The sequence below is a fragment of the Caulobacter sp. BE264 genome (assembly GCF_031457805.1).
Classification (GTDB): domain Bacteria; phylum Pseudomonadota; class Alphaproteobacteria; order Caulobacterales; family Caulobacteraceae; genus Caulobacter.
The window spans coordinates 109,521-122,337 of the sequence record NZ_JAVDXI010000002.1; the positions used below are offsets into that span (position 1 = coordinate 109,521).

Sequence of the window (12,817 nt, forward strand, 5' to 3'; positions counted from 1 at the left end):
GCTACTTCATCGTCGGGATGACGAAGCTTGAATCCGCAACCTCGCCCTCGGGCCAGCGGGCGGTGACCGTCTTGACCTTGGTGTAGAACTTCACGCCCTCGACGCCGTGCTGGTTGGTGTCGCCAAAGGCCGAGCGCTTCCAGCCGCCGAAGGTGTGATAGGCCACCGGCACCGGGATCGGCACGTTGATCCCGACCATGCCGACATTGACGTTGGCGGCGAACTCGCGCGCGGCGCGGCCGTTGCGGGTGAAGATGGCGACGCCGTTGCCGTACTGGTGCTCGGACGGCAGGGCCATGGCTTCTTCCATGGTCTCAGCGCGGACGATCTGCAGCACCGGGCCGAAGATCTCCTCGTGATAGGTCTTCATGCCCTTCTTGACGCCGTCGAACAGCGACGGGCCGATGAAGAAGCCCTTCTCGAAACCCTGCAGCCGGAAGTCGCGGCCGTCGACGACGAGCTCGGCGCCTTCCTCGACGCCGATACGGATGTAGTCGGCGATCTTGTCGCGATGCTGGGCGCTGACCACCGGGCCATAGTGAGCGTCGGGATCGTTGGAGACGCCGACCTTCAGGCCGGCGATCTCGGCGATCATGCGCTCGCGCAGCTCATCAGCGGTCTTCTTGCCGACCGGCACGACGACCGGCAGGGCCATGCAGCGCTCGCCGGCCGAGCCGAAGGCCGCGCCCGACAGGTCCTTGACCACCTGGTCCATGTCGGCGTCGGGCAGGACGATGCCGTGGTTCTTGGCGCCGCCCATGGCCTGGACCCGTTTCCCGTGCGCCGTGCCGGTCTGGTAGACATAGTGGGCGATGTCGCTGCTGCCCACGAAGCTGACCGCGCGGATTAGCGGATGGGTCAGGATGGCGTCGACCGCGCTCTTGTCGCCGTGGACGACGTTCAGCACGCCGGCCGGGGCCCCGGCCTCCATCATCAGCTCGGCCAGCTTGACCGGCACCGTCGGATCCTTCTCCGAGGGCTTGAGGATGAAGCTGTTGCCCACCGCGATGCTGATGCCGAACATCCACATCGGGATCATGGCCGGGAAGTTGAACGGGGTGATGCCCGCACAGACGCCCAGCGGCTGGCGCATGGAATAGACGTCGATGCCGGGGCCCGCGCCCTCGGTGTACTCGCCCTTCAGGATGTGAGGGATGCCGCAGGCGAACTCGATCACCTCCAGGCCGCGCTGGATGTCGCCCTTGGCGTCGGCGATGACCTTGCCGTGCTCGGACGACAGGATCTCGGCCAGGGTGTTCATGTCGCGCTCGATCAGGCGCTTGAACTCGAACATCACCCGGGCGCGGCGCTGCGGATTGGTCTGAGCCCAGCCAATCTGGGCCTTGGCCGCGACCTGCACGGCGGCGTCGAGCTCGGCGTCGGTCGCAAACTGGACGCGGGCCTGAACCTCGCCGGTGTTGGGATTGAAGACGTCGCCGAAGCGGCCGGAAGTTCCGACCAGGGTCTGACCGTTCACGAAATGGGCGATGTCTCGCATAATGCGCTCCCTAACGCTGTTTTGCGCGTCAATAGCACCCCAGGATCACGCCGTATCGCGCGAAATCCTGCCGAGCTACTCCGCGTCGACATGCACGCGGCGGAACCGCCCCTGCAGATAGACCAGCGGCTCGTGATCGGGGTCGTACCGCAGCTTCACCACCCGCCCGACATAGACCCGGTGATCCCCCGCGTCGAAGGCATGGTGGGTCTCGCATTCGAAATTGGCCATGCACTCGGGCAGGATCGGCACGCCGGTGCGCCAGGTTTCGGTCTCGAGGCCCGCGAAACGGTCGGTGTCCTTCTGCACGAACTGGCGAGCCAGTTGCTGGTGCTCCGCGTGCAGGACGTTGACGGCAAAACGCTGGGCGGCGTCCAGCGCCGGCAGGCTGGACGACTTCAAGTCGACGCAGATCAAGGCCAACGGCGGATCCAACGAAACCGATGTGAACGAATTGGCGGTCAGGCCCACCCGGCGACCGTCGGGGGCCAGGGTGGTGACGACGGTCACCCCCGTCGTGAAGCATCCAAACGCATTGCGCAGGGCTCGGGCGTCATGCTCAGCGCCCTCCCCCAGTTCGATCGTAACCGCCTGACTCATGGGGCTAGCAGTGGGGCAAAGCGTCTCGACGGGCAAGCTTTAGGGTCGTGGCGGTTCGATCAAAACGCCAGGACGGCTGGCGTCGAGGCCAAAGGTGACCGGCAGGTGGCGCACATGCGGCGTCTGCAGGCCCAGCGCCTTGGCGCCGCGCGCCACGGCCAGCTTGCCGAGCGCGGTCGGGCCAAAGCCCTCCTGGATACGCGGATTGGCGCCGAGGCGCCGCCGCAGCACGCCGTTGGCGTAGATCACATTGGCGCGCATCAGGGCCGGCGGGGTCATGAATTCGATCGAGATCGAGACGTTCAGCATCGGGCCATTCTCGATCCGGTGCGGCGCGTTCTGGCGCCAGGTGACCATCTTGCCTGGCGTGAGGTCCACCTCCTGCGCGCCCTTGTCCCATTCGGGATCGAAGGCGAATTGCTCGGCCGTTTCGCGCAGCACGATCTTCTCCAGCGCGAGGTCGCCGACATAGGGGTCGGCCACAGGATAGACCCACACCTTCTTCTGGCCGCGGATCTGCCACAGCGACACCAGCGGCACGTCGAGATGGTAGAACACCTGGGCGTTGGCGCTGGAGATCAGCATGCCAAGATCGCGCTTGAAGGTGCGCAGGCCAGGCACATGCGCTTCCTTGTCGGCGAAGATCTCATGGGCCAGCGCCGCGTACTCCGGCACGTGGTCGTTGGTCTGGCGCAGATTCAGCCAGATGCGGCCGCTCTTGGCCGCCTCCAGAAGCTGGTCGCCAGTCAAATTGCCCGCAGAACCCTTGCGCCAGGTCGTCCAGGCCTTCGGGTCCTCGCCCATGGTGAAGACGCCAAGCTTTTCGCGGGGATAGAGGTCCAGAAGACGCGCCAGACCCTCGTCGTCGAACATCGGACGCTCATGCAGGGCGTGCTCGAACATCAGGTTCTCGTGGCCGAAGGCCTTGGCCTTGTCCGGCGTCCAGTCGGTGATCACGCTCACGCGGTCCTCCCGTAGAATTGGATCTTGAAAGGCCCCCACCAGAGGGTCTTGCCCAGACCCCGAGCGGCGCGGTCCAGCCACTCGGCGCGGTCCTTGGCGCGCACAGCCCATTTGACGGCGGCGATCAGACCGAAGGCCGCCGCCTGTCCGAGCCCGATCACCATCCAGCGGGCGACGCCGACCGTGTCGCGAGGCTCTGCGGCCGCACAGTGCGCTGACGGACCCTGGCCATAGGCGAACGCGCGCTGGATCGTGTAGCCAAGGTTCAGTCGCGACGGCACGGGATCTTCCCAGACCCAGGCTGCAGGCTCCCATGCGAAGCGCTTGCCCGCCGCGCCCATGTGGCCGAACAGCAAGTCGTCCTCGCCGCCGATATGATTGCGTTCGGCGGCGAAGGGCGCGACCGGATCTGGGAGCGCCGAGCGCCGGATCAGACTGTCTCCGCAGCCATAGTGACGATCGATCACGCCGGCTTCAGCCGGGCCTTCGCGCGAAAAGAAGCGCTCCAGGTATTCCCGGTGCTGGTTGATATGGTCCGGGGCGCGGGCCCTGACGGGACCAAACACCACGTCCGCATCGTAGCGTTCCTGCGCGGCCAACAGCGCCGCGAGCCAGCCGCTGGGCGCTTCCTCGTCATCGTCCAGGAACGCGATGAAATCGCCCGAGGCGCGGGCCATGCCGGCGTTGCGCGCAAAGGCGACGCCCGGCCGCTTTTCGTTGACGTAGATCACCGGGCACGGGGCGCCCTTGCTCAGCGCATCAACGACCGGCTTGGCGGAGGGGACCTGGTCGTTATCGACGATCACAAGCTCCAGGTCGGCGAAGTCGACGCCGACCTGGCCAAACACCGAGCGCGCCGCGACAGCCAAGCCGTCGGGACGCCGCTGGGTGGGGATCATGACCGTGACGCGCGCCATCAGGCCTCCGTGTGCTCTCCGCGCACGCGCTGCGCTCGCGCTGCGACCGCCTCGACAAAACCGCGAACCCGGCCGGTGACCGTCAGCTCGGTGCTGGCGATCGCATCCATCCGCCGACGCAATTGACCGACGGGACCCGCGCCGTGCGCGCCCGCCAGGCTCCAGACGCTTTCCATTGAGTGGGCCACACGGCCGGCGACGCTGGCGGCCGTCGCCGCGCCTTCGCCGATCTGGATCGTGCTAAGGCCGTAGGCGCGCTTGTAGTGGTCGTGTCCGGGGCCAAGGTCGTAACGCGTCAGGCCCAGCTCAGGCATCGCAGCGATGGCGCGCAGGAAGAAGATTTGTCCCGGCGACCAGGCGGCCATCTCAGGATTGGTCGACGCGATCCAGGGGTGATAGGTCGCGCCCTGACGGACGCCGAAATGGCCGCCCACCAGCGTGTCGCCGGCATAGAGGTTGATCATCAGCCCGCGCATCGCGCCGTCGCGGGCGGTGAACAGGTCGGCCATCAGCTCGCGCGTCCAGTCGGCGCGCAGGAAGTCGTGACCGCCGGTGCGGGCCAGTTGATCGCGCTTCCAGTCGATCAGCAGGTTGAAGGCGTCGCGGGACATGTCGCCCGCAACGAGGCGGACCTCGCCGACCTCACGGTCCAGCTTGTTGTCGAGGCGGCGGTAGTTCTTGATCTTCTTTGGGCTCTCGGCGCGCACGGCTTCGAGATAGGCGTCAGCCGTCGTCCCGCTGAGATCGATCAGATAGGCGGTGCGATCCGTTTCCGACGACACTGGAAATACAGCGTGCGGGTCGATCAGACCCGAATAACGGAAGACGCTGACCTCGGCGGCGCGCAGAACGTCGGCGATCCGCAGTCCCGCTTCGGCACGCGAGACAAGCCCGTGATAGTCCGAGAGTGGCGAGCCGATAGGACGCGCCAGACCGCCCGGACGACGATGGAACGGCAGAAATCCAAGGGTCTCGCCCCCACGGCGCACAACCGCCACACGCGCGTCTTCGCGAACCTTTCCAACGGCTTGGGCGAAATCGGGACCAAGCAGCGGATTACCAAAGCCATCTTCCGACGCGGCCAGACGCCACCACAGCGCCACGTCGCTGGCGCTCAAAAGGCTCGGATGGATGGTCTCGACGTCCAGCATGTCCACCTGTCCTACTCCGACGCGGGTTAGGGAAAGATGGATTGCCGGCTGCAATCGACAGGCCATGGCGTGGCCTGTCTCCACAAAATGGGTTTCAGCCGAAGGTCGCCTTGAGAATCTTTTCCAGCCAATGCTGATCGATCTCGTCGAACGAGGCCGGCCGGTCGGAGTCGACGTCAAACACCGCGATCAGTTGGCCGTCAGGACCAAAGACAGGAACGACGATCTCGCTCTGCGAGCGGCCGTCACAGGCGATGTGTCCCGGGAAGGCGTGAACATCGGGGACCAACTGGGTCTGGCCCGTCGCCGCCGCCGCACCGCAGACGCCGCGACCAAAGGCGATCCGCAGGCAGCCCAGCGTGCCCTGATAGGGCCCCACCACCAGCTCGCGCTCCTTGGCGGGATCGACGACGTAGAAGCCGGCCCAGAAATAGGTGTCGAAGCTGTTGGCCAGCATCGAGGCCACGGTGGCCATGCGAGCGGTCAGGTTCGGCTCTCTGTCCAGAACAGACGCAATCTCATCGGCCACCTCGGCGTAGCGGGTGGCCTTGTCGGCGGAGAGGGTGAGGTCGTTGAACGCTTCGGCCATGGGGCGGATATAGCGCGGCCGGGCCGAGATGTCAGAGGGCGTGAGAAAATTCGTCGGATCGCCGCGCGCCGCGTCGGGGCTAGGTCACGTCCCTGTGGATGGTCTCAAGCGCGCCCTTCCGCCTGCGCCACGAATCCCGCGACGGTGGCGAATAGGTAGTGACCAGGGCGACCGCCCGGACAGTTCAAAGAGGTGGAGCATGGCCAACGGAACGAGCGCTTCTGGCGAACGAGACGTGCGCTTCGTGAGCCTGTACCACCACGATGGACGGTTCGTGCGCCGGGAAGGCGCCTTCGCCTTCTGCCGCCGCGACGCCGACGGCGGACGCACCGTTCTGCATCTGGAATCGGCGTCAGACATCAGCCGCGTCGCCACCCCGGGTCACGCCCATTGGGACTGGGCGGTCGCCAACGGCATGAACGAGTTGCTGGTCAGCGTGCGGGAAGCCGAAGCGGCGGAGGCCGGGATCGCGCTGTCTGACCTGCGCTTCGCGCTCCGCTCGGCCGAAGGCGGCCAAGTCTAGCCTGGAGCATTTTCGAGCGAAGCCGCTCCGGTTCGTGTGACGAAAAATGCGCCGGTACGATGAACAAGAGCATGCGGCCTGACGCAGTCAGGTCGTCAAGCGCTCTAGAACTCTTCCCATTCCCCGGGTCGCGAGCTCGGCTCGACCTTGAGCGCGTTGGCGCCCTGGACATAGCGCTGACGGAAGGTTTCGCGCGTCGGCGCTGTGGCCGGACGCGATGCGGCAATAGCCGGGCGATCGGCGCGCGTCGGCAGTTCGCGCACCTCAGCGCCGACCTGGAAGCGGGCGATCAGGCGTTCCAGCTGCGCGGCCTCGTTCGATAGCGCGTGGCTGGCGGCCGTGGATTGCTCAACCATGGCGGCGTTCTGCTGGGTGACCTGGTCCATCTGATTGACGGCCTGGTTCACCTCGGCCAGGCCCACGGCCTGCTCCTTCGAGGACGAGGCGATCTCGCCGACCAGCTCGTTGATCTCGGCCACCTGGACCAGGATTTCGCGCAAGGTCTCGCCGGTCTCGCCGACCAGCTTCACGCCCTTGCCCACCTGCTGAGTCGAGGCGCTGATCAGGGTCTTGATCTCCTTGGCGGCGTCCGCAGAACGCTGGGCCAAGGCCCGAACCTCTTGTGCGACCACGGCGAAGCCGCGTCCCGCCTCGCCCGCGCGCGCAGCCTCCACGCCCGCATTGAGGGCTAGCAGGTTGGTCTGGAAGGCGATCTCATCGATGACACCGATGATCTGGGTGATCGACTGCGACGAGCGCTCGATGCCGCCCATAGCCTCGACCGCCTCTTCGACCACCGCGCCGCTGCGCTCAGCGGCGGCCTTGGCGGTCATGGTGACTTGCCGGGCACGCTCGGCGCCTTCGGAGCTACGGCGCACGGTGGCGGTGATCTGATCCAGCGCCGCTGCAGTCTGCTCCAGGCCGGCGGCTTGCCGCTCGGTGCGCTGCGCCAGATCGTCGGCGGCGATGCTGATCTCAGCGCAGCCGCTCTTGATGCTGCGGGCGGCGTTGAGGATCCCGGCCATGGTCGCCTGCAGGCTCTCGACCGCCGCGTTGAAGTCGCGCGGCATCTTGACCGCGTCGCCTTGGAAGTCGTCCTCGCGCATCCGCCAGATCAGGTCGCCTTCGGCCAGACGCTCCATGCCCTCGCCAAGATTGGCGACGCTCTTGGCCTGGGCTCGGGCGAAGGCTTCCGCCTCCTCGGCGTGCTTCTGGCGTTCGATCTCGGCGGCGGCGCGTTCAGCCTCCTGTTCGGCGCGTCGGCGCTGGCCGTCGGCCAGATCGTGACGGAAGCCGTCCAGCGCGCGCGCGATGGCCCCGATCTCGTCACCGCCATCAATGCCGGGGACAGCTTCGTCATAGCGACCGGCGCTGAGCTTATCGACAGACCGCGTCAGGCCGGTCAGCGGCTTCTTCACAAGGGTCGCGCTGGCCAGGAACAAGGCCGCCAGAACCGCCAGGGTGATCAGCACGCCGCCGACGAACAGAATCCTGGCCAGTCTGTCGGCGGGTCCCGTGATCGCCGCTGCGGGAACGTCCATCACCAGCGCCCAGCGGGCGTTGAGCTCAGGAATGGCGATCGGACGAGCAATCCGGATCATCGCCACGTCGCCGTCCGTCACGCCCTTGATCTCGATGGCTTCGCCGCCGGCCAGAACGCCCCGTACGGCGTCCGCGCCGGCGTCGGCATAGGACTTCATCCGGAGGTCGGCGTCAGGGTGAGCCACCCATTGCCCTGCCGACGACAGCAGCATGACACGACCGCTCTCGAGAGGACGCATCTGGCCCAGCGCCGTCGACAGGTTGTCCAACGACATGTCGAGCCCCGCGACGCCGATCAAGCGCCCGCCCGACTTCACCGGATAGGCCACAGAGGTCATCGCAACCTGCTTGCCGGCGATGCTGTCGAAATAGGGCTCGGTGAGGCGCGCCTCGCCGCTCTTGGCGGTGTCGTTGTAGTAGTCCTCGGCGAAATCCGAGCCGTCGGATTGCAGCTCAAGCGCCGGCTGCCCGCCGTCATTGACCCAGTAGACCGAGAAGCGCCCGTCCTTGTTCGACGCGGTCGCCGCGTCGCCGATGTGATCGGCGTCCTTGCCGTCCAGCCCGTTGGGCTCAGCCATCAGCCAGGCGCCCATGACGCTCTTGGTCGCCAGGGCGTTCGGCTTGACCAGCGCCATGAACTTGTCGCGGTCCGTCAGCCCCGCCTCATGCGCCGCAGATATAGAGCCCTGCATCGCCTTTGCGGCGGCCGCCGCCGCGTTGATGTCGGCCGTAACCTGCTCGATGGCCTCATCGGCCACGGCCCCGGCGTACTGGTTGGTCAGCTGCGAGACAATTGAGCTGGTGTGGGATGACACCGCCGCAGCTGCGGCGAGCAGCAGGAGCCCGATCGCCAGACCCGCCACCAGGATAAGTTTCCAGGCGATGGTCAGTCGACGGAACGCTGTCATGACAAAGGCCTCCGGCCGCGAGCTTGGCGATTACACTCAAGTTCACGGCCGAATGCCTAAAGGCGCGTTAACCACGTTCGAAGAAGCGCGCGCCTGCGACATCAGCGCGCGCCCCTGTAAGCCCTAACGGCCGTATCGCGCTCTTACCGGCGCGTAGTTGTCCCACACCTGCCCGTCGCTGACGGATCGCAGCAGCTTGATGTACTCCGCGTGGCTCCAGGCGAGCGGCGTCGCCGAATCGGTGCCTTCGCCTCGGGCGTAGGCGTGCGGGCTTTCCGCCCCAACGCCGTCCCAGACCTGTTCGGGGATCATCAGGCCGTCATTGGCGAACAGCTCCATCGCCTTGACATAGGTCTTGCGGATCTTCGTGACGGCGGCGGGGTCGGGCTTGCCCGAGAGGCCCGCCCGCGCGAGCTCGTAGTGGCCGCGCTCCCCCGTGAAGATCGGCCACACGCGCCCGCGCTGACCAGGACGCATCTGGTTGTCGGCGCCATAGTTGGCGCCGGTCTTGGTGTCCTCGCCGTAGCCGTCGACGCCGTAGCGGCGCCAGCCGGGGAAGCTTCCCTCCACGCCGGGGAACGTGAAGCTGTAGCGAACGCGGTAGAGGTCCTCGAGCGCCTCGTCGTCCAGCTCAGGCAGGCTGGCCAGGATCGCCGGATCATCGGCGCGGCGAACACCGTAGCGCACCAGCTCCAGGAACCCGGCGTCCAGCATCTTGTCCTCGGCCACGGGAGCCTGGCCGTTGCGCTCCTCGACCGGGCTCTTGTTGTTCGGATCCTGGTCGCTGTTCAGGCGCAGATAGTAGTAGCCATCGCCGAAGGTCCCCTTCGTGGTGACCATCCGAGCCTCGAGCTTGCCGGCGTAGTCGTCGGCGGTCTGGCGATAGAGCTCAGCCGAGCCCCTATCGCCGGCGGCGTCAGCGATGTCGCCGGCGACCACCAGGCCCGCGATCACGGCGGCAGTCGTCGAGGGCGAGTGACCGCCCTGCTCTTCCCAGCGTTCCTGCTGGGTGAACGGCGGGGTGATGGTCGCGGTGTTCCAGTCCAGATTGACCTTGCCGCCCTTCACCAGGAAGTCCGCCGCCGGCTTCAGCATCTTGCCGTAGAACGCAGTCAGCTCAGCGTCTGGCAGCCATCCCAGCTTCCAGAGCTTCCAGCCCAGCATGATCGGCATGGCCGTCTGGTCGAGCTGGACGCCAACCCACTCGGGCGTTCCGTCGACATGCGACTTCTGAAGGAACCAACCGCCGTCGCCCTTGTTGCCCGGCGTCTTGGGCCCGACCTGGACCGTGGGCAGATAGTGGAAGGCCGCTAGCGGCGTCTCCTTGTCGCCCAGGGCCGCCAGAGCCATGGCGCACTGATAGAAGTCACGCGGCCAGACGGCCTTGTAGCCGGTCGAGGACTTGGTCGCATCGACCGTGTCGCCCCAGGGATTGGACAGCGAGGCGATCAGCGCGCCGGCGTAGGTGCGGTCTTCCTGAACCTTCAGCATCAGGGCGCTGGCCTGCAGCAGCTTGCCGCCGTCCTCGGAGGCTTCGCGCAGACGCGGCAGCTCGCTCAGCGAGGCCAGATAGTCCTCCCAGCCCACATGTGCGCCCTCGCCATTGTAGCGCGCCAGGACCTCGGCGTAGCCGGTCTTCAGCGTGGCGGCGGCGATCTGGTCGGCGGCCTTCGCGTCGCCGCCAAAGCCGATCACCACGTCAAAGGTCTCGGACTTGGCGACCTTGGGCAACTGTCCGGCCAAAACGATCGCGCCCTTGGCCGAGGTCGTGGTCGCCTTCAGCGCGGCCAGGGCGTCCCCGTCCTTGAGGACGCTGGCCGAGGCCTTGGCGAAGGGCTTGCTGGCCTTGAGGCTGAGGAACGCCTTGCCCTCGCTCGCCGTCAGCGCCGAGGTCGAGGCCGCGCCGATGTCGCCGCCACCGGTGTTGGCCATGTGCGGCTCCAGCAGCAGGGTCGGCGTGACCGTACCCTTCAGAGCTGTCACCGTCACGCGCACGAACAAGGCGTTGCGATCCGGATCGGTGAAGATGCGCTTCTCGATCACGAAGCGGCCTTGCCGGTCGGTGGTGGTGATCTTGTAGGCCGGCGACAATGGCCGTCCGGCGGCGTCGACGTGCAGATATTCGGTCTTCGAGGTCGTGTCGGCGCCCTCGACAGCGACGCCGGTCGCGGTCTCGACGGCCACGCGCATCTGCTTGATCTGCGCCTCGTGGATCAGGCCGTACATCGTCTCGGTCAGCACGCCGTCGGCGATCGAGAACCAGACCTTGGACACCGCCCCGGTCTTGCCGCCGGCCTTGTAGGCGCCATCGACATAGGCCTCGTACGACGCGCCGACGCCGGTCTTGGCGGAATAGGCCCAGGTCGTCGGCGCGGCGTTGGCGGCCGCGGCGATCAGGGTCGCGGCCGAAGCCAGGGCGAGAGCTCTCAGGGTCGTCATGGGGTACGGCCTCTTCAAACAGGGCCCGCGGGGGGCGCGAGCAGAAACTGCAGGGGAAGGGCGAGGCGAGCTCGCCAGGAAGGTTGGTTGTGCGCGATCACGTCCGATCCTCGACCGCGAACGTGGCCAGGGCTGCCACCACGAAGCCGGCCGCGCCCAGCGCCAGCGCATAGATCGCCTGCCCTTCGAAGAAGGTCTTGAGCAGCAGGCCCAGCAAGGTCGCCGCCAGCAGCTGCGGGATGACGATGAAGAAGTTGAAGATGCCCATGTAGACGCCCATCTTCCGCGCCGGCAGGGCTCCCGCGAGGATCGAGTACGGGGCCGACAGGATCGAGCTCCAGGCGAAACCAACGCCCACCATGCCGACCAGGAGCACCTTGGGATCGCGGATGACCAGGAAGGACATCAGGCCCAGCGCGCCAAGGCAAAGGCAGATGGCGTGACTGATGCGCCGGTTGGTGACCTTCACCATCAGGGGAATGAGCAGGGCCGCCAGGGCCGCCACGCCGTTATAGACCGCGAACAGGACGCCGACCCAGTCCGCGCCGTCGTTGTAGGCCTTGGACGCGGTGTCGGCCGCCTGGAAGTGGACGGTGGCCACGGCGGGCGTCGTGTAGATCCACATGGCGAAGAGGCCAAACCACGAGAAGAACTGCACCACCGCCAGTCGACGCATGGTCTTGGGCATGCGGAACGCGTCGGCCAGCACTTCTGAGAAACCGTTGTCGGTGCGGCCGACACGCTTCAACCCCGCCCCCGCTAAGCCGGCGACGCCGAAACCGAACAGCAGAGCGACCAGGACGTAGAGCTCTTTTTCCAGGCCTACGCGCCAGACGATCAAGGCCAGGACAGCGCCAAGCACGAGGCCGCCAACGCCCAGCGAGACATAGGCCTTGCCCGACGGCTCCGCATCGACCGGCGCCCCAAGCCCGGCGGCCTCGCGCTCGGCGGTCTCGAAGGCGGAAAGCTGTTCAGGGCTGTATTCGCGGGTGGTGAACACCGTCCACAACACCGCCAGCAACAGACCCGCGCCGCCGGTGTAGAAGGCGATCCGCACCGAGTCCGGCACCTGACCGGCGGGCGCGGTGTTGGCCAGGTCGAACCAGTTGGTCAGCATCCAGGGCAAGGCCGAGGCGAACACGGCGCCCAGCCCGATGAAAAAGCTCTGCATCGCATAGCCGGTGGCGCGCTGCTCGTCGGGCAGGTTGTCGCCGACAAAGGCGCGGAACGGCTCCATGGTGATGTTGATCGAGGCGTCCATGATCCAGAGCGCCGCCGCCGCCACCCACAGCGTGGGCGAATTGGGCATGACCAGCAGCGCCAGGGTGGTCAGGATCGCGCCCCAGAAGAAGTAGGGTCGGCGACGCCCGAAGCGCCCCCAGGTCTTGTCGCTGAAGTGACCGATGATGGGCTGAACCAGCAGCCCCGTGGCCGGCGCGGCGATCCACAGGATCGCCAGATGGTTCACATCCACCCCGAGAGACTGGAAGATGCGGCTGGTGTTGGCGTTCTGCAGGCCGAAACCGATCTGGATTCCGAAGAAGCCAAAGCACATGTTCCAGATCTGCAGGAAACTGAGCCTTTGCCTGGCCATCGATCCTCCGCCACCCCGACCGCCGGTTGGCCCGGCTGGTTCGCAAAATTTTTCATTGCGCTTTGCAGGCGACATTTGCGCACGCACCGTCAC

General features: G+C 66.6%; 10 protein-coding genes. 1 reads left to right on the forward strand and 9 read right to left on the reverse strand.

What is annotated here, in order from left to right; genetic code table 11:
• Position 1: 1 nt before the first annotated feature.
• The 6 genes from J2X45_RS05805 to J2X45_RS05830 form a co-directional block, all read right to left on the reverse strand.
• Positions 2-1,498: a CoA-acylating methylmalonate-semialdehyde dehydrogenase gene (locus J2X45_RS05805; protein WP_310212427.1), complete on the reverse strand. Its 1,497-nt coding sequence runs from the start codon at positions 1,496-1,498 to the stop codon at positions 2-4.
• Positions 1,499-1,573: 75 nt separating this feature from the next.
• Positions 1,574-2,098 carry a flavin reductase family protein gene (locus tag J2X45_RS05810; protein WP_310212429.1) on the reverse strand — a complete coding sequence of 175 codons (525 nt, stop codon included), beginning with the start codon at positions 2,096-2,098 and terminating at the stop codon, positions 1,574-1,576.
• Positions 2,099-2,137: 39 nt separating this feature from the next.
• A complete protein-coding gene (locus J2X45_RS05815; protein ID WP_310212432.1) occupies positions 2,138-3,172 on the reverse strand; it encodes a hypothetical protein in 1,035 nt (344 codons plus the stop codon).
• Positions 3,058-3,978 carry a glycosyltransferase family 2 protein gene (locus J2X45_RS05820; protein WP_310212434.1) on the reverse strand — a complete coding sequence of 307 codons (921 nt, stop codon included), beginning with the start codon at positions 3,976-3,978 and terminating at the stop codon, positions 3,058-3,060. Before J2X45_RS05820 ends, J2X45_RS05815 begins: the two co-directional genes overlap by 115 nt.
• Complete coding sequence (locus J2X45_RS05825; protein ID WP_310213571.1) at positions 3,978-5,129, reverse strand: GNAT family N-acetyltransferase; 1,152 nt, start codon at positions 5,127-5,129, stop codon at positions 3,978-3,980. The genes J2X45_RS05820 and J2X45_RS05825 overlap by 1 nt, the downstream gene beginning before the upstream one ends.
• 94 nt (positions 5,130-5,223) lie before the next feature.
• A complete protein-coding gene (locus tag J2X45_RS05830; protein ID WP_310212436.1) occupies positions 5,224-5,718 on the reverse strand; it encodes a GAF domain-containing protein in 495 nt (164 codons plus the stop codon).
• Between the two features lie 199 nt (positions 5,719-5,917).
• Here J2X45_RS05830 and J2X45_RS05835 point away from each other — a divergent pair, with 199 nt between their 5' ends.
• Positions 5,918-6,241 carry a hypothetical protein gene (locus J2X45_RS05835; RefSeq protein WP_310212439.1) on the forward strand — a complete coding sequence of 108 codons (324 nt, stop codon included), beginning with the start codon at positions 5,918-5,920 and terminating at the stop codon, positions 6,239-6,241.
• A gap of 104 nt (positions 6,242-6,345) precedes the next feature.
• Here the strand turns inward: J2X45_RS05835 and J2X45_RS05840 are convergent, their stop codons facing one another.
• The 3 genes from J2X45_RS05840 to J2X45_RS05850 all read right to left on the reverse strand — a co-directional run bounded on the left by J2X45_RS05840 (position 6,346) and on the right by J2X45_RS05850 (position 12,724).
• Entirely contained in the window at positions 6,346-8,691 is a 2,346-nt protein-coding gene (locus tag J2X45_RS05840) for a methyl-accepting chemotaxis protein (RefSeq protein ID WP_310212441.1), read from the reverse strand.
• 123 nt (positions 8,692-8,814) lie between these two features.
• Positions 8,815-11,130 (reverse strand): glucan 1,4-alpha-glucosidase, encoded by a 2,316-nt coding sequence (locus J2X45_RS05845; RefSeq protein WP_310212444.1) that lies wholly within the window; start codon positions 11,128-11,130, stop codon positions 8,815-8,817.
• A 97-nt stretch (positions 11,131-11,227) separates the two neighbouring features.
• A complete protein-coding gene (locus tag J2X45_RS05850) occupies positions 11,228-12,724 on the reverse strand; it encodes an MFS transporter (protein WP_310212448.1) in 1,497 nt (498 codons plus the stop codon).
• Positions 12,725-12,817 lie beyond the last annotated feature (93 nt).

Coding starts and splice junctions, on each gene's coding strand:
- J2X45_RS05835 (WP_310212439.1), top strand. CDS start 5,918: ATGGCCAACGGAACGAGCGCTTCTGGCGAACGAGACGTGCGCTTCGTG.
- J2X45_RS05850 (WP_310212448.1), bottom strand. CDS start 12,724: ATGGCCAGGCAAAGGCTCAGTTTCCTGCAGATCTGGAACATGTGCTTT.
- J2X45_RS05840 (WP_310212441.1), bottom strand. CDS start 8,691: ATGACAGCGTTCCGTCGACTGACCATCGCCTGGAAACTTATCCTGGTG.
- J2X45_RS05815 (WP_310212432.1), bottom strand. CDS start 3,172: ATGGGCTGTGCGCGCCAAGGACCGCGCCGAGTGGCTGGACCGCGCCGC.
- J2X45_RS05820 (WP_310212434.1), bottom strand. CDS start 3,978: ATGGCGCGCGTCACGGTCATGATCCCCACCCAGCGGCGTCCCGACGGC.
- J2X45_RS05825 (WP_310213571.1), bottom strand. CDS start 5,129: ATGCTGGACGTCGAGACCATCCATCCGAGCCTTTTGAGCGCCAGCGAC.
- J2X45_RS05830 (WP_310212436.1), bottom strand. CDS start 5,718: ATGGCCGAAGCGTTCAACGACCTCACCCTCTCCGCCGACAAGGCCACC.
- J2X45_RS05805 (WP_310212427.1), bottom strand. CDS start 1,498: ATGCGAGACATCGCCCATTTCGTGAACGGTCAGACCCTGGTCGGAACT.
- J2X45_RS05810 (WP_310212429.1), bottom strand. CDS start 2,098: ATGAGTCAGGCGGTTACGATCGAACTGGGGGAGGGCGCTGAGCATGAC.
- J2X45_RS05845 (WP_310212444.1), bottom strand. CDS start 11,130: ATGACGACCCTGAGAGCTCTCGCCCTGGCTTCGGCCGCGACCCTGATC.